This window comes from Pseudofrankia saprophytica (assembly GCF_000235425.2).
In the GTDB taxonomy this organism is placed as follows: Bacteria; Actinomycetota; Actinomycetes; order Frankiales; family Frankiaceae; genus Pseudofrankia; species Pseudofrankia saprophytica.
The window spans coordinates 21657-42511 of sequence record NZ_KI912267.1; the positions used below are offsets into that span (position 1 = coordinate 21657).

The window sequence follows — 20855 nt, forward strand, 5'->3', positions numbered from 1 at the left end:
GATCACCCCTGGAGGATCGAGGAGACGAGGAGCTGGGTGTAGGCGGCCTGGGGGTCGTCGAGCACCCGGTCGGTCAGGCCGGACTCGATGACGCGGCCGTCCTTCATCACCAGGGTTCGGTGCGAGATCAGCCGGGCCACCGCCAGGTCGTGCGTCACGATGATCACGGCCAGGCCCAGCTCGGCGACGAGCGAGCGAATCAGGTCGAGAAGGCGCGCCTGCACCGACACGTCCAGGCCGCTGGTGGGCTCGTCCATGAACACCAGCCGCGGCGAGACCACCAGGTTGCGGGCGATCTGCAGGCGCTGGCGCATGCCGCCGGAGAAGGTGACGGGAGCGTCGTCGATGCGGTCGGCGGGGATCTCCACCCGCCGCAGCCACTCCGCGGCGGCGGCGCGGATGCGCCCGTAGTGGCGCCAGCCCGTCGCCATCAGCGGCTCGCCCACGTTGCCGCCCGCGCTCACGTGCATGCGCAGCCCGTCGGCGGGATCCTGGTGGACGAAGCCCCATTCGGTGCGCCACAGCCGGCGCACCGCGCTCTCGCCGATCTCGGACAGATCCGCCACCTCGCCGTCGGCGGCGCGGTAACGGATGCTGCCCTCGGTCAGGCTGAGGCGCTGGGAGAGCGTGCCGAGCAGCGTCGACTTTCCGGATCCCGACTCGCCGACCACGGCGAGCACCTCACCGGGCCACAGGTCGAGGTCGACGCCACGGCAGCCCCAGCGGTCGCTGTAACGGTGGCCCGCGTCGCGGACCTCCAGCAGGGGTTGCGCGCCGCTCATGCGGTCACCGCTTCGGTGCCGGCGGCCTGGGTGTCGGCCGTGTCGGCGCCGGCCGCGGCCGCGCCGGCTGCCGCACGCTCGCAGTGGTCGGTGTCGGAGCAGACGAACATCGAGCCGCCCACGTCGTCAGTGATGACCTCGTCGAGGTAGACGCCGACGGAGCCGCAGATCGCGCAGGGCTCGTCGAAGCGCTGTGGTTCGAAGGGGTAGTCCTCGAAGCCGAGGCTCTCGACGTCCGTGTAGGGCGGCACGGCGTAGATGCGCTTCTCGCGCCCGGCGCCGAACAGCTGCAGGGCCGGGTTGCGGTGCATCTTCGGGTTGTCGAAGCTGGGGATCGGGGACGGTGCCATGACGTAGCGGCCCGCGACCATGACGGGGTAGTCGTAGGTCGTCGCGAAGTGGCCGTATTTGGCGATGTCCTCGTACAGCTTGACGTACATGAGTCCGTAGTCCGCCAGCGCGTGCAGGCGGCGGGTCTCGGTGAGACGTGGCTCCAGGAACCGCAGCGGCTCGGGGCCCGGCACCTGGTAGACGATCGTCTGCCCCTCGCCCAGCGGCGTCTCCGGGATGCGGTGGCGGGTCTGGATGATGCTGGCCTCGTCGGTGCGCGTCGTCGTGCGCACCCCGGCGACCGCGGCGAAGAACGAGCGGATCGACACGGCGTTGGTGGTGTCGTCCGCGCCCTGGTCGATGACCTTGAGCACGTCGTCCGGCCCGATGATCGCGGCGGTCACCTGGACGCCGCCGGTTCCCCAGCCACGCGGCATCGGCACCTCGCGTGAGGCGAACGGCACCTGGAAGCCGGGGATGGCGACGGCCTTGAGCAGCGCCCGACGAATCATCCTCTTCGTCTGCTCGTCGAGGTAGCCGATGTTGTATCCGCCGAGTCCGCCGGTCATGCCATTGCCTCCGCGAGGCTGAGTGCCTGGCCGGCGGGGGTCCCGTCAGCGGGGTCCGCCCCGGCTGGCGCCGGGGAGGCCGGCCGGGCGGCGGCCCGCTCACGGAACTCGGCCTGTAGGCGGCGGACGAGCCCGAGCTCGGCCTGGAAGTCGACGTAGTGCGGCAGTTTCAGGTGCTCCACGAAGCCGGTGGCCTGGACGTTGTCGCTATGGCTGATCACGAATTCCTCGTCCTGTGCCGGGGCGACGACGCGCTCGCCGAACTCGCCGGCGCGCAGCGACCGGTCGACCAGCGACATCGACATGGCCTTGCGCTCGCCGCGGCCGAAGGCCAGGCCATAGCCACGGGTGAACTGCGGTGGGGTGTCGGCGCTGCCCTGGAACTGGTTGATCATCTGGCACTCGGTGACCTCGAGGCGGCCCAGCGGGACCGCGAAACCGAGCTCGGGTGCCTCGAACTCGACCTCGACCTCGCCGACGCGGATCTCTCCCGCGAACGGGTGCGTGCTCCCGTAGCCACGCTGAGTCGAGTAGCCCAGCGCCAGCAGGAACCCCTCGTCGGCGCGGGCGAGTGCCTGCAGCCGTTCGGCCCGGCTCATCGGGAAGACGGCGGGCTCCCGGGTGAGGTCAGCCGGCTCCGGGTCACCGGTGCCAATGCCGGTGCCGGTGCCGGTGCCGGTGCCGGTGCCGGCATGGTCGGGCTCGATGAGCGCGCTCGCTCCGAGCAGGTCGGTCACGCGCGGCATCTCCGGCCGTGGCCCGGCCTCCCGCCCGGTCCGCGGGCCCGCGGTGTCGCGGTCGGTGAACAGCCGGTGGGTGTAGTCGAAGGTTGCGCCGAGCTGCTGGCCGCCGGGCAGGTCCTTGAAGGTCGCCGAGATGCGGCGCTGCGGCGGCAGCCCAGCCGTGTCCACCGGCAGCGTGTAGCCGAAGCGCGGCAGGGTCGTGCGGTACGAGCGCACCAGCGTCACGGCCTCGAGCACGTCGCCCTGTGCCTGCAGGATGGCGCGCGCGGCCAGCTCGGGGTCGTACAGCGACCCCTCCGTCATGACGCGCGAGACCAGGACTCCGAGCTGGCCGGCGACGGCGGCCAGCTCGATGCGCGGCAGGCCCGGATCCCCGCGTCCCTCCTTGGCGAGCAGGGCGTGGGCGTTGGCGATGGCGCGTTCCCCGCCCTTGACCGCGACGTACATCGGCTCAGGCCTCCCGTTCGGTATCGGTGTCCGCGGCCTGTTCGGTGTCCGCGGCCTGTTCGGTGTCCGCGGCGACGGCGGCGGTAAGGCGGGTGGTGCGGGGCAGCGCGGCGACCGTCCCGGCGTCGACCAGCAGCAGGTCGACGCCGCGCGGGAAGAGTTCTGTGTTCCGGCGCCAGGCCTCGGCGAACGCGTCCGGAGCCCAGGGGGCCGCGAGCGTGGCGTGACCGTCGATGCCGGGCCCCCGCGCGGTGAACCGGGCGGGCCCGGCGCAGCCGCGGATGTCCAGGACGACCGTGGCCGACAGGTGCGGCGCCTCATCCGTGCCGAGCGCCAGCGAGGCGAGCGGCGGCAGCGCGTCCGGGCCGGTGATGAGGAAGCCGGCCGCGGCCGGGTCGGCGACGCGACGCGCGCCGGTGTGGAACGCGAGCCAGGCGGCGGTCTCGGCGTCGTGGCCCAGCGCGCCACCGAGCCAGACGGCGCAGTCCTCGTCGAGCAGGGCCAGCGCGACGGCGGCGAGACCCTGGCCGAGCGCGGCGGGCGGCTCGGCCGGTCCGGCCAGCGGGTAGGGGCGCGTGGGGTGGGCGAGCGCGTCGAGCACGGCACGGAAGGCGCGCTGCGCGTCACGCGTGGGGTCGGCGAAGCCGGGCGCGGGCAGCGCGGCCGGGGTCACTCGTGCTCCCGGGCGACGGAGAAGAAGTCGACGAGCGTGCTGCGCGCCTCTGCGCCACGGATGTCGTCGCGTTCGGCATGCGCCTGTTCGAGCGGCGCGATGACCTCTGCCAGGACCCGCTCGCGCTGCCCGGGGTCGGCCAGCAGGCCGTCGAAGATGGCCGCGAGCCGCGCGTGCTCGAGGTCGGTGCCGAGGACATAGGAGGTGCCGATGGCGTCGGCGGCCAGCGGCTCGCCGTGCAGGCGCACGGCGGCCCGGGTGACGGTGGCCTCCCCCAGGTTGAAGCGCGCCCCGCCGCCGTCGACGCGCGCCCGCACCATCACCAGGCCTGCCTCGGGGCCGCGGACCGCCTGCACGGCTGGCTTCGGTGCCCAGCCCCGCCAGGCCGCGTCGAGGTCGGCCGGGCCGGCCATCGCGAGCGTCCGCATCCACCGTTGCCGGGCGGCCACGGCCTCATCGGGGGCCACGGCCTCGCCGGGGGTCCCAGTGTCGCCGGGGGCCTCAGTCGGGAGCGTCTGTGGTGTCACAGCATCCTCCGTCAAGTTGTCCAGCTATCTAGACAACTTGACGTTACCCCAACACGGGACCTTGGCGCCATGACGTATAAGCGGCGATCTGTCCGACAGGAGGTGAACGGCCGGGGAACGCGGCGGCCGAGGTGGGTAGAGTTCCGAACGTCATGACGGCGCAGAGCAGGTCCCCCAGCGGATACGCCACCTGGCGGCTCATCGCCGAGGAGCTGCGCCGGGAGATCGTCGGCGGTGCCCGGGCACCGGGCGCCAAGCTCCCTCCCGAGGGCGAGCTCGCCGAGCGTTTCGGCGTGCACCGCAACACCGTGCGCCAGGCCGTGGCCGCCCTGGCCGCCGAACACCTCGTCGTCTCCCGCCGCGGCAGCGGGACCTACGTCGCCGAGCACACGGTGCTGGTGCACCGCATCGGCGCGCGCACCCGTCTCACCGACAGCCTGGGCAGCCGCGGCAGCGCCTCGCGCCGGCTGCTCGCGTCAGCCGTCGAGCAGGAGCCACCCGCCGAGGTCGCCGAGCGGCTCGCGCTCGGCGGCGGCGCGGGTCTGCGACTCGAGACCGCGAGCTCGGTGGACGGCCTGTCCATCTCGCGCGGCACGCACTGGTTCGCGGCCGACCGTGTGCCGGGGCTCGCGGAGCGCTTCGACGCCACCGGGTCGATAACCGCGGCGCTGCGGGCTGTCGGGATCGACGACTACGTGCGGGCCGCGACCACGGTCAGCGCGCGGCACGCCACCGCCGCCGAGGCGGCCGACCTCGGGCTGACGGCCGGTTCCGTCGTCCTCGTCACCCGGTCCCTCGACACCCTGACCGACGGCACGCCGCTGCAGCTCGGCATCACCCGGTTCGTCGCCGCCCGCGTCGAGCTGGACGTCGGCCACGCGGACCTCGAACTGGACGGGCCGGCCTAGCAAGCCCTCGGCAAGCCCGCATCCGGCCTCCGGCGACCACCTCGTTACCGATGCGTCGGGCGATGGCACCTGCGTCCGGACCTCGCCCGCGCAGACCTCACCTGGGTCTTCGCCGTCCACGACCCCATCCGCGACGCCCCCGGACCGACGGCTGGCAACGCGCCCTCGCCCTCGACGGCCTGAGCCGGACGGGGGTGCCCACCGACTCCGCAGGCACGTCTCGCGCAACCTGCGACCATCGCAGGCTGCGATGGTCGAAGGCTGCGACCATCGCAGGTACGATGGAGCGACCGATCCGCTACTGGAGATGGACCAAGGTGCGCTTCGTCAATCGAGTCAAGGAGCTGTCCCTGCTGGACGAGTGGTTCGGGCGTCCAGGGCCTCAACTCGGCGTCGTATGGGGACGACGGCGGGTCGGGAAGTCCCACTTGCTGGCGCATTGGGCAGCCGGCAAACGCGCGATCTACCACGTGTCGCGCAACCGCGCGCTCGACCAGGAACTTGCTGCCCTCTCGGCGGCCGCGGCTCCGGTGCTCGAACTCGCCGACCGCGACCTGACCAGCCGCCCGTTTCGGGACTGGGACGAGGCATTCGAGATCTTTCGGCGCACGGCTTCGGAATCGCCGCTGGTCTTGATTCTTGATGAATTCCCCGAACTGGTCCAGAGCGATCCGAGCATCGAGAGCACGCTGCGCGCGATCTGGGAGGGCATGGGCGACCATCCCGTCCGTCTGGTCCTCTGCGGCTCGGCGGTACGCACCATGGAGGCGTTGCAGGAGGAACGCGCCCCGCTCTATGGCCGGGCCACCCTCCGTCTGCAGGTCCGACCGTTTCTGCCCAGTGAGGCGGCGTTGATGCTGCCCGACCTCTCACCGGCCGAACGCGCCAAGGCCTGGGGCGTCTGCGGTGGCATACCGTTCTACCTTGACCTGTGGGACCAGTCGGGGTCGTTCCGGGACAACCTCACGCGACTGGTCGCGGACGAGCATGGGCTTCTTCTCAACGAAGGCCAGCTGATCCTCGCCACCGAGGACTTCGCCGGCGGGCGCCGCGAACGTATCCCGGAACAGGTACTTCGGGCGATCGCGGCCGGACGCACCAGGTTCGGAGAGATCAAGGGCGCGTTGGGTACCGACCCAACCCGAGCACTGGCCGCTCTGGCCGACCTCGGCCTGGTCCAGCGGGTGCTTCCGGTCGGGCGCAGTGCGGACCCGCGACGGGCCTACTACCGAGTGGCGGACAACTTCCTGGCCTTCTGGCTAGCCATCGCGGAGCCTCGCCGGGCGGGCATCATCCAGGGCCTCGGCAAGTCCGTGGCAGGCGTGATGGAAGGCCAGTTCGACAACTTCATGGGCGACCGCTGGGAGGACGCGGTACGCACACATCTCATCCAGACCATGGCGGACGACCCCAGGCTGGCGCCCGTCATCGAAGTTGGCCGGTTCTGGCACCAGTACGGGGCCGACCCGGCCGAGATCGATGTCGCGATGCTCAGCGAGCCAGGAGGACGGCTCAGCCTCGCCGCCGAGGTGAAGTGGGCCAGGCGAGAAGAAGGCGGCCACGTCCTGCGCGCCCTCGTGCGCAAGGCGCATGCGTCCAACCTGCTGAGCCCGGACTTTCCAGAACCGCTGTACGCCATCGCCGCCCGGGAGGAAGTGACCGGCAATCTGCCCGACGATGTGCTTCGCGTAACCGCCGCCGACGTATTCGGCTAGTCAGAGCCGTCGGGCCGGCCGGGACGCATGTCCCGGCCGGCCCGACGCAAGGTTCGCCCCTTCGAACAGAGCGATCAGCGCGTTTTCGAACAGAGCGATCAGCCGATGTCGCGGGCGGGCCGCGCGGCGGCGTGCCGCCCCGCCCGGTACCCCATCACCATGCTGGGGCCGACGCAGGAGCCGCCGCCCGGGTAGGTCCCGCCGAGGACGGATGCCGCGGTGTTCCCGGCGGCGTAGAGACCGTCGACGATCGGCACCTCGGTGCCCAGCACGCGGGCGTCGGCGTCGATCTTCGGCCCGCCGCTCGTCCCCAGCGTCCCCGGCCACTGCTGGATCGCGCCGTAGAACGGGCCGACGACGGGCTTGAGGCTCGTCGTGTCCGGGCCGGTGGCCGAGCGGACCTGCTCGGGGTCGCCCCAGTCGGGGTCCTCGCCCTTCTCGGCGAAGGCGTTGTACCGGAGAACGGTCTCCTCCAGGGCGTCCGGGTCCACGTTGATCTTCGCGGCGAGCTCGCGGATGCTCTCGGCGGCGACGAGCCACGACGGGGCGGGCTGGCCGTTCGGCCCGACGATCTCCCCGTCGACGATCTTGCCGCCGAAGACGCCCTTCTTGCTCTCCCACTGCGCCGCGCCGAAGACGCACCACGCGGGCCCCTTGTTGGTGTAGCCCGGGTTGCGCTGGTCGAAGAAGTTGAAGGGGTGCGAGAAGTCGTTGTACGTGTAGCCGCCGTGCATGAAGCGCTTGCCATGCTGGTTGACGATGATCGACCCGGCGCCCAGGCCCATCTCCATCTGCGGCAGCGGGTTGCCGTCGCGGCCGATCTCCCACGGGTCGTGCATGACGCCATAGCTGAAGAAGGACGTCATCAGGCCAAGCTGCGCCCCGGCGCGCATCGCCATCCGGTGGCCGTCACCGGTGTTGGTCCACGGGGTACACGGCTTCACGTCGTAGCCGAGGAACGTCGTCACCATGTCGGGGTTCCACTCGAAGCCGCCGGTGGCGAGCACGACGCCCTTGCGGGCCCCGAGCCGGGTAAGCGCGCCGTCCTCGCCGACGACGAGGCCGACGACCGCGCCGGCGTCGTTCGTCACCAGCTCGCGCCCCGACGTCGAGTAGCGGACCGAGACGCCGCGATCGAGCAGCGCCTTCAGCAGCGTCGCGATGAGGGCGCCGCCCTTCGCCCGGTACCCCTCACGCCGACGCCGCTCCAGCTCCTCGCGGGGGACGACCTCGATCGCCTCGGCGTAGGCCACCTCCGGAGGCTTCACCCACGGGCTGGGGTTCACCCGCGCGGCCCACTCGGCGCCGAGCTTCTCCCGCGCCGGGTAGGGCTGGCACGAGACCGACCGCGGGATCTCCTTGGTGCCGGGGATACGGCCGGGCACGACCGCGTAGTAGTCGGGGAGCCCCTTGTGGGCACGGGTCACCAGGTCGGTGTTGGCCTCGAGGTAGTCCAGCGCCTCCGCCGCGGTGTCGACATAGACCTCGATGAGGTGCGGGTCGTAGGCACGGCCGTCGGAGAGCCGGGTGACGTAGGCGATCGCCTCTTCGCGCGAGTCCTGGTCCGCGATATGCCGGTTCACGGGGAGCCACATGTCCCCGCCGGAGGTTGCCGTCGTCCCGCCGATGTACTCGGACTTCTCCACGACGCAGACACTGGCGCCGCCGTCGGCCGCGAGCAGCGCCGCAGTCAGGGCACCCGCGCCACTACCCACCACGACGACGTCGAAGACCTCGTCCCACACTCCACCACTCATGTCCCGGATTCTCAGTTTTCGCTCCTGCCCGGTCAAGAACTTTGGCAGATATCGCACCCCAGCGTGCATATACAGCACATTTCGATCTTGACGCTCGACCGGCCTCGGAGACTCGTGATTCAACAAAGTCAAGATCGAAATATTGAAACTTAAGTTTCCGCTACCGCACGATCCAGAATATGGCGGAGCGGAGCGACGGGCGGGCAGGAACGTCGACAGGCAGCCAGACCCACGGTCTGACGCCATGGCCCACAGGCCGTCCTCCGACCCGGCCGCGCCGACCCTGGACCCGACATCCGTCGATGTAGCAGCGACGGGTAGGAAGACCGTGGGGTAGGTGAATGATCACCTACCCCACGGAATGCCGCGTCAGCTGCAGCCGCTGGTGGAGCCGCACTGTTCGCAGACGTAGCAGCTGCCGGCCGGGCGCATCGTGACTCCGCAGGTGAAGCACAGCGGGGCGTCGACCGCCGTCTGGGCCAGCAGCGACTGGCCGGGGGCGGCGGAACGAAGCTCCAGCTCCACGAACTCCGGACCGTGGGCGTGCGCCGCCGCGGCCGGCGCCGGCCGGGCGGCGGCGGTCGGGCCAGACTCGGTGGCGGTCAGGTCCTCGTCGTCGGGCGCGGCGACCCCGCCGTACTGGGTCGAGACCTGGCGGGCACGCTCGGAGGCGGTCAGGATGCCGAGCTCGGCGCGCTGCTCATCCGAGAGGTAGTCCAGCGCGAGCCTGCGGAACAGGTAGTCCAGCACCGACTGGGCGATCCGGACGTCCGGGTCGTCGGTCATGCCGGCCGGCTCGAAGCGCATGTTGATGAACTTCGAGACGTAGGTCTCCAGCGGCACGCCGTACTGCAGAGCGATCGAGATCGCGATCGAGAACGCGTCCATCACGCCGGCCAGTGTCGAGCCCTGCTTCGACATCTTGACGAAGATCTCGCCGAGGCCGTTGTCCGGGTAGGAGCCGGCCGTCATGTACCCCTCGGCCCCGCCAACCGAGAACGACACCGTCTGCGACGGCCGGATCTTCGGCAGTCGCCGCCGCACGGGCCGGTGGTCGGCCAGGGTGGTCGGCGTGGCCGCGAGGGTGGTCCCGATCGTGCCTGCGACGGCGTCGGCGATCGCCTTCGCCTCGTCAGCCGACCGCTTCGCGCCCCGCACGTCGGTCAGCGGCTGGCCGACCTTGCAGTTGTCCCGGTAGATCGCCAGCGCCTTCAGGCCGAGCCGCCAGCCCTCCAGGTAGATCTCCTCGACCTCGTCGACCGTGGCCGACTCGGGCATGTTCACCGTCTTCGAGATCGCCCCGGACAGGAAGGGCTGCACCGCGGCCATCATCCGGACGTGGCCCATCGGGGCGATCGCCCGCTCACCGATCGCGCAGTCGAACACCTCGTAGTGCTCGGGGCGCAGGCCGGGCGCGTCGACGACGTGGCCGTGCTCGGCGATGAACTCGACGATCGCCTCGACCGTCTCCTCCGCGTAGCCCAACGCCCGCAGCGCGGCCGGCACCGTCTGGTTGACGATCTTCATGCTGGCGCCGCCGACCAGCTTCTTCATCTTCACCAGCGCCAGGTCCGGCTCGATGCCGGTGGTGTCGCAGTCCATCGCCAGGCCGATCGTGCCGGTCGGGGCGAGCAGGCTGGCCTGCGCGTTGCGCCAGCCGTTGCGCTCACCGATCGCCAGGCACTTCTCCCATTCCTTCGACGCCACGGCGAGGACCCGGGCGTCCTCGACATGTCCGGAGCGCACGGCGTCGTTGGCCGCGGCGTGCTTGCGGATCACCCGGCGGTGGCTGTCGATGTCCCTGGCGTAGCCGTCGTAGGGGCCGACGACGCCGGCGAGCTCGGCGGAGCGGCGGTAGGCGGTGGCGGTCATCAGTGAGGTGATCGCGGCGGCGAGTGTGCGGCCGCCCTCGGAGTCGTAGGCGCGGGCGCTGGCCATGAGCAGGGCGCCCAGGTTCGCGTAGCCGATGCCCAGCTGGCGGTAGGCCCGGGTGACCGCGGTGATCTCCGGCGTCGGGAAGTCCGCGAAGCAGATCGAGATGTCCATCGCGGTGATGATCATCTCGACGGCGTAGACGAACCCCTCGACGTCGAACGTGCGGTCCGCGCGCAGGAAGCGCATCAGGTTCAGCGACGCCAGGTTGCAGCTGGAGTTGTCCAGGTGCATGTACTCGCTGCACGGGTTGCTGGCCGAGATCCGGCCGGCGTCCGGCGTGGTGTGCCAGTCGTTGATGGTGCCGTCGTACTGGATTCCGGGGTCGGCGCACTCCCAGGCGGCCTTGGCGATCTTTCGCATCAGCGCGGGCGCGTCCACGGACTCGATGACCCGGCCGTCCAGGCGCGCGCGCAGGTCGAACGCGGCGCCGGACTCGACGGCACGCATGAACTCGTCCGTGACCCGCACCGAGTTGTTGGCGTTCTGGTACTGCACGGACGCGATGTCCTTGCCACCCAGGTCCATGTCGAACCCGGCGTCACGCAGCGCGCGGATCTTGTCTTCCTCGCGGGCCTTCGTCTCGACGAACTCGACGATGTCGGGGTGGTCGACGTCCAGCACCACCATCTTCGCGGCCCGCCGGGTGGCCCCACCCGACTTGATCGTCCCCGCCGACGCGTCCGCGCCCCGCATGAAGCTGACCGGCCCGGAGGCCGTCCCCCCCGAGGACAGCAGCTCCTTCGACGACCGGATCCGCGACAGGTTGAGCCCCGAGCCGGAGCCGCCCTTGAAGATGAGCCCTTCCTCGCGGTACCAGTTCAGGATCGAGTCCATGTTGTCGTCGACCGCGAGGATGAAGCACGCGGATACCTGCTGAGGCGCCGTGGTACCGACGTTGAACCAGACGGGGCTGTTGAAGCTGAACATCTGGTGCAGAAGCATGTGGGTGAGCTCGTGCTCGAAGATCTCCGCGTCCTCGTCGGAGGCGAAGTAGCCGTTCTCGCGGCCGGACTTTCCGTATGACCCGACGACCCGGTCGATCAGCTGGCGCAGCGACGACTCGCGCCGCGGGGAGCCGACGGCGCCACGGAAGTACTTGCTGGTGACGATGTTCGACGCGTTGATCGACCAGAACGCCGGGAACTCGACGCCGCGCTGCTCGAAGTTGATCGAGCCGTCCCGCCAGTTGGTCATGACGACGTCCCGCTGCTCCCAGGTCACCTGGTCGTACGGGTGCACACCGGCCGTCGTGTTGCGGCGCTCGATCCGCAGGCCGGCGGCCCTGGCGGCGCCGGCCTTGCCCGTCCCTCCGGCCTTGCCGGTCCCGCCGCCCTTACCGGTCTCGCCGGCCGGGCCGTCGCCACCGTCACCGCTGCCAGCGGCAGGGACGGTCGCGGCCTCGCTCACCGCGCCGGCGAGGGAGGCGGGCTTCCCGACGGCCGAGGCGGCCTTCCCGTTGGAGCTGGCCTTCTGCTTCGTGCCGCGGGTCTCCGTCATGACACTCCTCAGCTCTGGTCGTCTTTGCTCTGGTCGTCTTTGGCTCTGAAGTCTTTGGAAGTCGTCTCTGGGGCGGATCGCGGGCATGCCGAACAGAGCCGGCGGCCGCGGGACCCGGATACGGCCGAAGGATGCGGCCTTGAGGCCTAGGGTCTGGGCGACCCGGGCGAGGTGACGGCGACGACGTCGTCCGGCAGGTCCTGCCCGGCCTGGTCGGCCTGCCCGGCCTGGTCGGCGCGCAGCTGAGTGATCGCCCGCTCGAAGTCGGCGAGCGACTCGAACGACAGGTAGACGGACGCGAACCGCAGGTAGGCGACCTCGTCGAGCTCACGGAGCGGCCCGAGGATCGCGAGGCCCACATCCTCGGCAGCGACCTCGGCGGCGCCCGACGAGCGGACCGTGTCCTCCACTCGCTGACCGAGCCTGGCAAGGTCCTCGGCGCTCACCGGACGGCCCTGGCAGGCCTTGCGGACACCAGCGACGACCTTGGCCCTGCTGAACGGCTCGGCGGCACCGCTGCGCTTGCGCACCTGCAGCGAGGCCTCCTCCATGGTCGTGAACCGCCGCCCGCAGGACGGGCACGCCCGGCGGCGCCGGATGGCCGCGCCCTCATCGGCTTCCCGGCTGTCCACCACTCGGCTGTCGGGATGCCGGCAAAACGGACACCGCACGGCTCCTCCCTTCGTCAGACCCCTGTAGGAACAACCACGCACGCGAGAGAACGCGTCCACGCTTCGGCCCCGTCCCTGCTTCCCGAGGCATGGCTGACGCAGGGCATGGCGACCTGGCCGGGGAAGCTCCCACGAGCGCGACCGCGCACCGTCGGGACGGTCTCCACAGCTCCCACGGAACGCTGCCGTTCCGCGGCTAGCTATTCCGCAACTACAAGCTGTGGACTACTTACAGGTATGTAACTACAAGATGTTGTGCTGCCAGAGTAGCGCATACCCGGATCACCCGTGAGCATGCCCCCCGCGCGTGTCGGATCCCACCCGCCCAGACGGGGAGAAGCAGCAGGTTCGCGACGAACCGTCACATGCCGACAGCCCGACGCCCGCGCCGACCGGGTGGTCGGCGCGGGCGTCGGGCCAGGGAAGGACGCCGCCGGTCAGAAGGCGGCGAGCGCCCAGTGAACGGCGAGCCATGCGGCGCTGGTGGCGCCCCAGACAGCGAGGACAAGCAGGAGCCCGGCGACGGCCCGGCCGCGGCCGGTCAGCCTCAGCGCGGGCGCCGGCCGTCCCGCCCGCCGGCGGTCCAACCTCGCGCCGGCGACCGGGTGCTCGGCGGCGACAGCCCGCGCGAGCGGGCTGGGAACCGCCGGCGGGGCGGCGTTCGCCGACCGACGACGGCTCGGTACGGGCAGGGCGATCACATCGGCGCCGTCCGGCTGTCGCGGGGCCGGGCGCCCTGGGACCAGGGTGGCCCCACGCGGGTTCGTCACGCCAAACCTCCTAGCGGCCGGGCCATTACCCGGCACAGCTCGTCGAGCGAAGCTCAACCAACGTCGGGGGGTCCGGGGCGCGAGCCCTCGAAGAACCGTGGCGACCGGTCATCGAGGGAGACATCCCCGGCAGACATCTGGGGCCATCGGGAAGGTAGCCCAAGATCTACAACTGGCGACCACCGGCGGCAGTAGCCGGTAGCGGAAGTCAGGACGAGGACAGGGCCCGCTTCGAACTGATGGTCGATTCTTACATGCACAAGGCCGACAGAGCACGCAGACACGCTCGAACGCCTGTTTGAGATTCGCGCGCCACCGGGCTACGGTCGTCACACGATCGGGCGCAACCCGGCTCCCCTTATCCACAGGTGAGGCCGATGAGAAGCCGGCGGCCCGGTCCCGCACCATGACCTTGAGCGAGGGAGAACCTAGGCCATGACCACGCAGGGCAGGGGGCCGCGCAGGGCAGGACGCCCGTCGGCCAGCGGCGACGAGGAGAGCGACGGCACCGTACGCGCCTTCCCCGACGGCCCCGTCGACGACGACGGCCTGACTCCCCGTCAGCGCAAGGTGCTCGAGGTGATCCGTGACGCGGTCGAGCGGCGCGGCTACCCGCCGAGCGTGCGCGAGATCGGCGAGGCGGTGGGCCTGACCAGCACCAGCAGCGTCGCGCACCAGCTCAGGATGCTCGAGGACAAGGGCCTGCTGCGCCGCGACCCGAACCGGCCGCGGGCGATCGAGGTGGTCTCCCCCGAGGGTGGCCGGCCGGTCAGGCCGATCCCGAAGACCCGGCAGACGGCCGGCGCGGGCAGGGGCCGGGGCGGCGTGAGCCCGCTGCGGGTGCACACGCTCGGCCCGGCCGACGACGCGCTCGCCCGCGAGGCCGGCGAGCAGGACTCGCTGAAGGCGGCGACCGCCTACGTGCCGCTGGTCGGCCGGATCGCCGCCGGTGGGCCGATCCTCGCCGAGCAGGCGGTCGAGGACGTGCTGCCGCTGCCGCGTGAGATCGTCGGCGAGGGCACCCTGTTCCTGCTCCGGGTCGTCGGCGACTCGATGATCAACGCGGCGATCTGCGACGGCGACCTGGTGGCGGTCCGCCAGCAGCCGGTCGCCGAGAACGGCGAGATCGTCGCCGCCCTGATCGACGGGGAGGCGACCGTCAAGCGGCTGCGCCGCCGGGACGGCCACGCGTGGCTCCAGCCGGAGAACCCGGCCTTCCACGACATCCCCGGCGACGACGCCACCATCCTCGGCCGCGTCGTCGCCGTCATGCGCCGCGTCTGAGCACTCCGTGAGGCGCTGAGACTGAACTCGGCTAGCCGAACTCGGCTAGCCGAGTTCGGCCTTGCGGTGGATCGAGTAGTGGAGCACGAGGAACGGCAGGCCGAACACCCAGAACTCGTGTTCGGCTCGCAGCTCGCCGTCCTCGAGGTAGACGTCGAGCTGCTCGGCGAAGCCGTGGACCGCCGCGGCGGTCAGCTCCTTCGTCTCCGCGTCCACATAGGTCAGATAGTGCCCGGGCTGGTCCAGGTCGCCGCGGCTGGACAGCACCAGCCCGCCGCCGGCCCGCGCGGTCGGCGCGAGGGTGGCCGTGAAGCTGGCCTGTGGCAGCGGGAAGCCGACGCTGACGTAGCCGCGGCCGTCCCGGCGGTAGGTCGTGTAGATCCCCACGTAGATGGGTTCGTCGTTGTCGACGTACGACCTGATCCAGCCCCGGATGCTTACGGTGCCGTCGTCGGTGCCGCTGATCGTGTCGATCCGGCTGCGAACCCCACGCTGCGCCTCTCGCTGGTTCATGGGCACGTTCGCCTGCCCCAGCGGGCGCGCGAGCACGGTGCGGTAGAGCAGGTAGCCGGGCCGCACCCACAACCGCCATCGCGGAACGATGTCGAGGGTGAACCGGGTGGTGTGCTCGTAGAACTCCCGCACCAGCGGGGCGACGGTCGCGGGATCGAACTCGGGGCCGGCCAGCTCGTCCAGCGAGGCGACGATCCCGACGTCGGGGGCGGCGGCCTGGTAGTCGCCGCCGAGCACCTCGGCCAGGTCGCGCACGTAGCCCGTCCCGACATAGCGGGTCCGCGCCACCAGCGGGACCACGAACGGCAGATCCGCGGGGCTGACCCGTTCGGCGAGCATCATCACCTGCGGGTCCCGGAAGATCGCCGCCGACACGGTCCGGAAGGCGAGCACGGTGGCCGCGCCGACGATCGCGGCAGGGACGTCGCCCCAGAGCAGCCGGCACCCGTAGCCGATGGCGAGCCCCACCAGCGGGCCAAGCACCACCTTCTGCGGACGGAGCCCCAGCGCGCCGGCCAGCGCGCCGGCGACCAGGCCCACGACCACCGGCCCGGCCCCGGTCACCGCCGCCAGCGCCCACGCCAGGGGCGCCGCCATCGCGGTGCTCATCACGATGCGCGACCACAACGCGGGGATCTGGCCGGGACGCTGCCGCGCCCGCGCGACCGCCTCCGACACCGTCGTCAGCAGGCCACCGACGACGGCCGCCGCGATCATGGGGAGCGCACCCCACCGAGTGGCGAGGGACAGCCCGGCGACCGCGCCGATGACAGCGGCCAGCCCGAGCGAACCGGGCTTGTCCGCCTTGCCCGATTCCTCCACGGCCACGCCACGAACCTACCGACAGGCGCCGTGGCGGTGATGCGCCCTAGGCGTCGACGCTCTGGCGGAAGGCGTCCAGGTCGGCGGCCAGGCCCGCGGAGACGCGAGCGCGCAGCTCGGTGCCCGTCGCGGTGTGCGCCTGGTCGAGAACCTCACCGGACTCGTGGATCCGGGCGACGAGATCCCCGCGGTTGTACGGGACGAGGACGTCGACCTCGACCTGCGGGTGCGGCACCCGGGCGGCCAGGGCCTCCACCAGCTCCTCCAGGCCGGCACCCGTCCGCGCCGACACGCACACCGCGTCGGGAGCGATCCGCTTGATGCCCGCGACCGTCGTCTTGTCGGCGATGTCGGTCTTGTTCACCACGATGAGCTCGGGCACGTCGCCGGCGTCGATGTCGTTCAGCACCTCGCGCACGGCCGAGAGCTGCCCGATCGGGTCCGGATGCGAGCCGTCGACCACATGGATGATCAGATCCGCGTCCGCGACCTCTTCGAGCGTGGAGCGGAACGCCTCGACGATCTGGTGGGGCAGGTGGCGGACGAAGCCGACCGTGTCGGTGAGCGTGAACACCCGGCCGTCGGGCAGCGTCGCGCGGCGCACCGTCGGGTCCAGCGTGGCGAACAGCGCGTTTTCCACGAGCACGCCCGCGCCGGTCAGCCGGTTGAGCAGCGACGACTTGCCGGCGTTGGTGTAACCGGCGATCGCCACCGAAGGCACCGCGCCGCGCCGACGCGCCGACCGCTTGGTCTCGCGGACGGTCTCCATCTCGCGCAGCTCACGCCGCAGCCGGGAGATCCGGGCGCGCAGCCGGCGCCGGTCCGTCTCGATCTTCGTCTCACCGGGGCCGCGGGTACCGATCGGGGCGCGGCCACCGGACGCGGCCTGCCGGGACATCGACTCACCCCAGCCTCGCAGCCGCGGCAGCATGTACTGCAGCTGCGCGAGCTCGACCTGCGCCTTGCCCTCCTTGGACGTGGCGTGCTGGGCGAAGATGTCCAGGATGAGCGCCGTCCGGTCGATGACCTTGACCTTGACGACCTCCTCCAGCTGGCGTAGCTGGCCCGGAGTGAGCTCACCGTCGCAGATCACCGTGTCGGCCCCGGCCGCGCGGACGACCTCGGCCAGCTCCTTGGCCTTGCCGGAACCGACGTAGGTCGCGGTGTCCGGCTTGTCCCGGCGCTGGACGAGCGCGTCGAGCACCACCGAGCCGGCGGTCTCCGCCAGCTGGGCCAGCTCGGCCATCGAGGTCTTGGCATCCTCGATCGAGCGGGTGGTCCACACACCGATCAGGACCACCTGCTCCAGGCGCAGCTGGCGGTACTCGACCTCGGTGACGTCGGCGAGCTCGGTGGTGAGCCCCGGCATCCGGCGAAGCGCGTCGCGCTCCTCGACCGCCAGCTCGTCGCCGGCGTCATCGTAGAAACCGAGACCCGGCAGCGTGATCGCGCCACCGGCGTCGGCGGCGGTGTCCGCCGGTCCGACGGTGTCGGCGGGTTCAGCGGCGCCGGAGTCGGCCGTCAGCACCCTGGCGACCGCCTCGGAAATGTTCCCGTCGCCCCGCGTTGCGCCGCCGTCCGCATCGATCCCGCTCACGGAATCAATGGGAGAGCTGGGCTCGCGGGTCGGGCTGGTCACTGCGGATTCAGCGGGAAGACTCATACCGTCCGTTCCAACACGACCGGCCCGCACTCGATTCCGCGCGGTGGCCGGTCGGGCCTAGTTGTCCGGGATGTGCGTCCAGGATCGGTGGCACACGATCCACGTCTTCACCCCGCTGGCGCGGGCCACGCATTCACCCCGCTGACGCGGGAACCGCCACGCCTTCGGTGACGGTAGCGTGCCACGCCCGGCGTGCTCCCGCGACGGGATTTCCGCGCAGGACCACGGCCCGGCGCGCCGGCACGGCCGTGTCCGAAGCCGCGCGGCCGCGGCCGGCGGCCTAGACGAGCCCCGCGGCCACGGCGGACCGGCTGTCCCCCGCGGCGGCGGCCAGCCAGTCCTGGCGCAGCAGGCCGTCGCTGACCAGCACGGCCGGGCCGCGCAGCCGGACCTGGTCGTCGTCCCACAGCACGGTCAGCAGGCCGCCCGGCACCGCCACCGGCACCGCCACCCCCGGTCCCAGGCCCGCCCGGGTGGCGCTGGCCACCGCGACGGCGCAGGCTCCGGTCCCACAGGACAGCGTCTCCCCGACGCCCCGCTCGTACACCCGCATCGCCACGGCGTCCGGCGCGCCGACGACGATCTCGACGTTCACGCCGTCCGGGAACACCTCCGACGGCACGTCCGGCGGCCTGGTCAGGTCGAGCGCGGCGAGGCCCGCCGGGCTCAGGTCGTCGGCGAAGCAGACCGCGTGCGGGTTGCCCATCGACACCGGGGTGGCCCGCCAGGTCCGCCCGGCGAGCGTCACGGTCGCCGCGCCCGCGGAGCCGACCAACCCAGGCCCCATCTCGACCGTCACCGCACCCTCGGCGGGCACGTCCGCGACCCGCACACCCGCCCGGGTCAGGACCGGGATCAGGCCGGGCGGCTCGTAGCCGGCGTCGACGAGATACCGGCCGAAGACCCGCAGCCCGTTGCCGCACATCTCGGCGAGCGACCCGTCCGCATTGCGGTAGTCCATGAACCAGCGGGCCGCCTCGGCCGGCGTCCCGGCCTGGGAGGCCCACGCCGCGGACCGCGCGGAGGCCCACGGGTCGGCCGCGGCCAGCACCACCCGCAACACCCCGTCGGCGCCGACACCGGTCCGCCGGTCACACAGCGCCCGCACCAGCTCCGGCGTCAGGTCGAGGTCACCGTCCGGATCCGGCACGATCACGAAGTCGTTACCCGTCCCATGCCCCTTCACGAACCGCACCCCAGAAGCGTACGGCGGTGGCGGGCCGGGCCGCGGGCCCGGCGTCGTCAGGCGGTGGGCTGCATGTCGTAGGGAGCGGCGGGGCCGGGGGTGCCAGGGGAAGGGGGGTGGCGGGTGTGGGTGGGGCGGCCGCGGCCCAGGGCGAGGAGGCGGGCGTCGTCGACGGGCAGGGGCGGGCAGAAGACCGGGCCGGCGGCGCGGTCGCAGCCGAGGCTGGCGACGCGGCCGGCGAACCGGGCGGTGTCGACGCCGTCGACGAGCACGACGGCGTGGCGGCGGTGCGCGAGCGCGACCATCGAGGCGAAGACCGCCTCGCCCTCGAGGTCACGCAGGGTGGCTCGCAGGAACCGGTCGTCCACGCGGACCAGGTCGAGCGGCAGCAGGTCGAGCGTGGCCGGCGAGCCGATCCAGCTGCCGAACGCCCGGACCGCGACCGCGACGCCGCTGGTGCGCAGCCCGGCGAGCAGGCGCGGCAGCGACGGCGCCGCCCGGCCCAGGGTCTCCTCGGTGAACGCGAGCCCGACGGCGCCCGGGGGCAGGGCACCCCGGTCGCGGACGAGTGCGGTCACCTCGGCGGCGAACGTCGGCCGGGCGAGCTGACGGGAGCCGACGTGCAGCCACAGCCTGGGCGGGCGGATGTGGGTGCCGGCCGCCATCCGGTGCCAGGTGCGGCACTCGGTGATGGCGGCCCGTAGCGCCCACAGGTCGAGCTGGTCGGCGAGGCCCGCGAACCGGGCGATGGCGCGGACGTCTCCGGTGTCGAGCAGGCCCCGGTCGGGGTGAGCCCACTGGAGGCGAGCCGTCATGCCGGGGACGGATCCGGTGCGCAGATCCACCTCTGGTTCGAAGGAGAACCTGAGGGTGCCGTCATCGAAGGCGGCATACAAGGCATGTATGAGCGCTAGGTCGAGCTCGGTCACGCAGGCCTCTCCCGGACGCCGGGATGGACCAGCCATGCCTCCGCTGGCGCACCACAGCGAGGGAACGGTCGGTCGTACGTCAGGCCGACGGGCGCACCACTGTCACGAGGCTTCACCCGGAGGCCCTGCCAATATCAGAGCGAGCCCACCAGGCGGCGGACGGTGCCGACATCGGGCTGGCCAAGCCAGAATATCCGTGGATCACGCTTGAACCATGACCTTTGGCGACGCGCGAAGCGGCGCGTCGCGGTCACCGTCGCGGACTGGGCGTCCTCGGACGAAGCGAACTCGCCGTAGATCCAGCCGAGCACCTGGGCATAGCCGAGTGCCCGCGACGCCGTCCGGCCGGTCGAGAGCCCAACCTTGTCCAGCTCGCGGACCTCGTCGAGGAACCCGGCCGCCCACATCCGGTCGACCCGCAGCGCGATCCGCGCGTCGAGATCCTCCCGGTCGACGCCGATCATGACCACGTCATAGCGCGACCGGTGTTCGGGCAACGTGGCGGTGAATCCGCCGGTCAGGGCGACGACCTCGAGCGCCCGCACGATCCGCCGGCCGTTGGTCGGCAGGATCGCCGCCGCCGCCTCGGGAGCGGCGGCGGCGAGCTCGGCGTGCAGCGCCGCCGGGCCGTCCTCGGCGAGCCGTTGCTCGAGCCTCGCCCGCACCACGGGGTCGGTGCCGGGGAACTCCAGCTCATCGAGCACGGCCCGCACGTACAGGCCCGATCCGCCGACCAGGACCGGCACCCGCCCCTCGGCCAGCAGGCGGTCGACGACGAGGCGGGCGTCCCGCTGGTAGCTGGCGACGTCGGCCGTCCTGGTCACGTCCCAGACGTCGAGGAGATGATGCGGGATCCCCCGCCGCTCGGCCGGCGGAACCTTGGCCGTGCCTATGTCCATCCCGCGGTAGAGCTGCATCGAGTCCGCATTGATGATCTCGGCGACGCCGTCGCCCAGCGAGGCGGCGAAGTCGATCGCCAGATCGCTCTTGCCGGCCGCGGTGGGCCCGACGATCGCGACGACCCGGCCGCCGCGCCCCCGATCATCCTGTCGCACAGGTTCAAGCCTGCCACGCGCACCGCTCCGCGAGCCCGCCGGCCGAGATCGGCGCCCTGGCTCGCCTCAGCGGCGCGCG

Annotated in this window: 17 protein-coding genes; 3 read left to right on the top strand and 14 right to left on the bottom strand. The window is 71.9% G+C overall.

The annotated features are described in order from the left end of the window. Positions 1-2: 2 nt before the first annotated feature. The 5 genes from phnK to phnG are packed head-to-tail and all read right to left on the bottom strand — an operon-like array spanning position 3 to position 4071. A complete protein-coding gene (gene phnK / locus FRCN3DRAFT_RS0234660) occupies positions 3-782 on the bottom strand; it encodes a phosphonate C-P lyase system protein PhnK (RefSeq protein ID WP_007513353.1) in 780 nt (259 codons plus the stop codon). Further along, positions 779-1681, bottom strand: a complete 903-nt coding sequence (locus tag FRCN3DRAFT_RS0234665; RefSeq protein ID WP_007513355.1) for an alpha-D-ribose 1-methylphosphonate 5-phosphate C-P-lyase PhnJ — start codon at positions 1679-1681, stop codon at positions 779-781. Before FRCN3DRAFT_RS0234665 ends, phnK begins: the two co-directional genes overlap by 4 nt. Continuing rightward, complete coding sequence (locus FRCN3DRAFT_RS0234670) at positions 1678-2871, bottom strand: carbon-phosphorus lyase complex subunit (RefSeq protein ID WP_007513357.1); 1194 nt, start codon at positions 2869-2871, stop codon at positions 1678-1680. The genes FRCN3DRAFT_RS0234665 and FRCN3DRAFT_RS0234670 overlap by 4 nt, the downstream gene beginning before the upstream one ends. Positions 2872-2875: 4 nt before the next feature. Then, entirely contained in the window at positions 2876-3544 is a 669-nt protein-coding gene (gene phnH, locus FRCN3DRAFT_RS0234675) for a phosphonate C-P lyase system protein PhnH (protein WP_007513358.1), read from the bottom strand. Next, complete coding sequence (phnG, locus tag FRCN3DRAFT_RS0234680; protein WP_007513360.1) at positions 3541-4071, bottom strand: phosphonate C-P lyase system protein PhnG; 531 nt, start codon at positions 4069-4071, stop codon at positions 3541-3543. The genes phnH and phnG overlap by 4 nt, the downstream gene beginning before the upstream one ends. A gap of 152 nt (positions 4072-4223) precedes the next feature. On the opposite strand from phnG, the gene phnF reads away from it, so the two are divergent. Both phnF and FRCN3DRAFT_RS0234690 read left to right on the top strand, forming a co-directional pair. Then, entirely contained in the window at positions 4224-4979 is a 756-nt protein-coding gene (gene phnF / locus FRCN3DRAFT_RS0234685) for a phosphonate metabolism transcriptional regulator PhnF (RefSeq protein ID WP_007513362.1), read from the top strand. 194 nt (positions 4980-5173) lie between these two features. After that, a complete protein-coding gene (locus tag FRCN3DRAFT_RS0234690; protein WP_198536193.1) occupies positions 5174-6694 on the top strand; it encodes an ATP-binding protein in 1521 nt (506 codons plus the stop codon). A 98-nt stretch (positions 6695-6792) separates the two neighbouring features. Here FRCN3DRAFT_RS0234690 and FRCN3DRAFT_RS0234695 read toward each other — a convergent pair whose 3' ends face one another. From FRCN3DRAFT_RS0234695 to FRCN3DRAFT_RS0234710, 4 genes are all read right to left on the bottom strand, one after another. Next, positions 6793-8451 carry an FAD-dependent oxidoreductase gene (locus FRCN3DRAFT_RS0234695; protein ID WP_007513365.1) on the bottom strand — a complete coding sequence of 553 codons (1659 nt, stop codon included), beginning with the start codon at positions 8449-8451 and terminating at the stop codon, positions 6793-6795. A gap of 369 nt (positions 8452-8820) precedes the next feature. Then, entirely contained in the window at positions 8821-11883 is a 3063-nt protein-coding gene (locus FRCN3DRAFT_RS0234700) for a vitamin B12-dependent ribonucleotide reductase (protein WP_007513368.1), read from the bottom strand. 146 nt (positions 11884-12029) lie between these two features. Beyond that, positions 12030-12554 carry a transcriptional regulator NrdR gene (gene nrdR / locus FRCN3DRAFT_RS0234705; protein WP_007513370.1) on the bottom strand — a complete coding sequence of 175 codons (525 nt, stop codon included), beginning with the start codon at positions 12552-12554 and terminating at the stop codon, positions 12030-12032. Between the two features lie 437 nt (positions 12555-12991). Next, positions 12992-13324 carry a hypothetical protein gene (locus FRCN3DRAFT_RS0234710; protein ID WP_007513372.1) on the bottom strand — a complete coding sequence of 111 codons (333 nt, stop codon included), beginning with the start codon at positions 13322-13324 and terminating at the stop codon, positions 12992-12994. A 435-nt stretch (positions 13325-13759) separates the two neighbouring features. On the opposite strand from FRCN3DRAFT_RS0234710, the gene lexA reads away from it, so the two are divergent. Then, entirely contained in the window at positions 13760-14608 is an 849-nt protein-coding gene (lexA, locus tag FRCN3DRAFT_RS0234715) for a transcriptional repressor LexA (protein WP_007513374.1), read from the top strand. A gap of 45 nt (positions 14609-14653) precedes the next feature. On the opposite strand, the gene FRCN3DRAFT_RS0234720 is transcribed toward lexA, so the two are convergent. The 5 genes from FRCN3DRAFT_RS0234720 to miaA form a co-directional block, all read right to left on the bottom strand. Continuing rightward, complete coding sequence (locus FRCN3DRAFT_RS0234720) at positions 14654-15949, bottom strand: hypothetical protein (protein ID WP_007513376.1); 1296 nt, start codon at positions 15947-15949, stop codon at positions 14654-14656. 40 nt (positions 15950-15989) lie between these two features. Then, the gene (hflX, locus tag FRCN3DRAFT_RS0234725; RefSeq protein ID WP_007513377.1) at positions 15990-17606 is read right to left on the bottom strand and encodes a GTPase HflX; all 1617 of its coding nucleotides are present in this window, start codon (positions 17604-17606) and stop codon (positions 15990-15992) included. A 280-nt stretch (positions 17607-17886) separates the two neighbouring features. Further along, complete coding sequence (dapF, locus tag FRCN3DRAFT_RS0234730; protein WP_007513380.1) at positions 17887-18801, bottom strand: diaminopimelate epimerase; 915 nt, start codon at positions 18799-18801, stop codon at positions 17887-17889. A gap of 47 nt (positions 18802-18848) precedes the next feature. After that, positions 18849-19721: an EAL domain-containing protein gene (locus FRCN3DRAFT_RS0234735; protein WP_007513381.1), complete on the bottom strand. Its 873-nt coding sequence runs from the start codon at positions 19719-19721 to the stop codon at positions 18849-18851. Positions 19722-19855: 134 nt separating this feature from the next. Then, entirely contained in the window at positions 19856-20776 is a 921-nt protein-coding gene (gene miaA / locus FRCN3DRAFT_RS0234740) for a tRNA (adenosine(37)-N6)-dimethylallyltransferase MiaA (protein ID WP_007513383.1), read from the bottom strand. Positions 20777-20855: the final 79 nt, after the last annotated feature.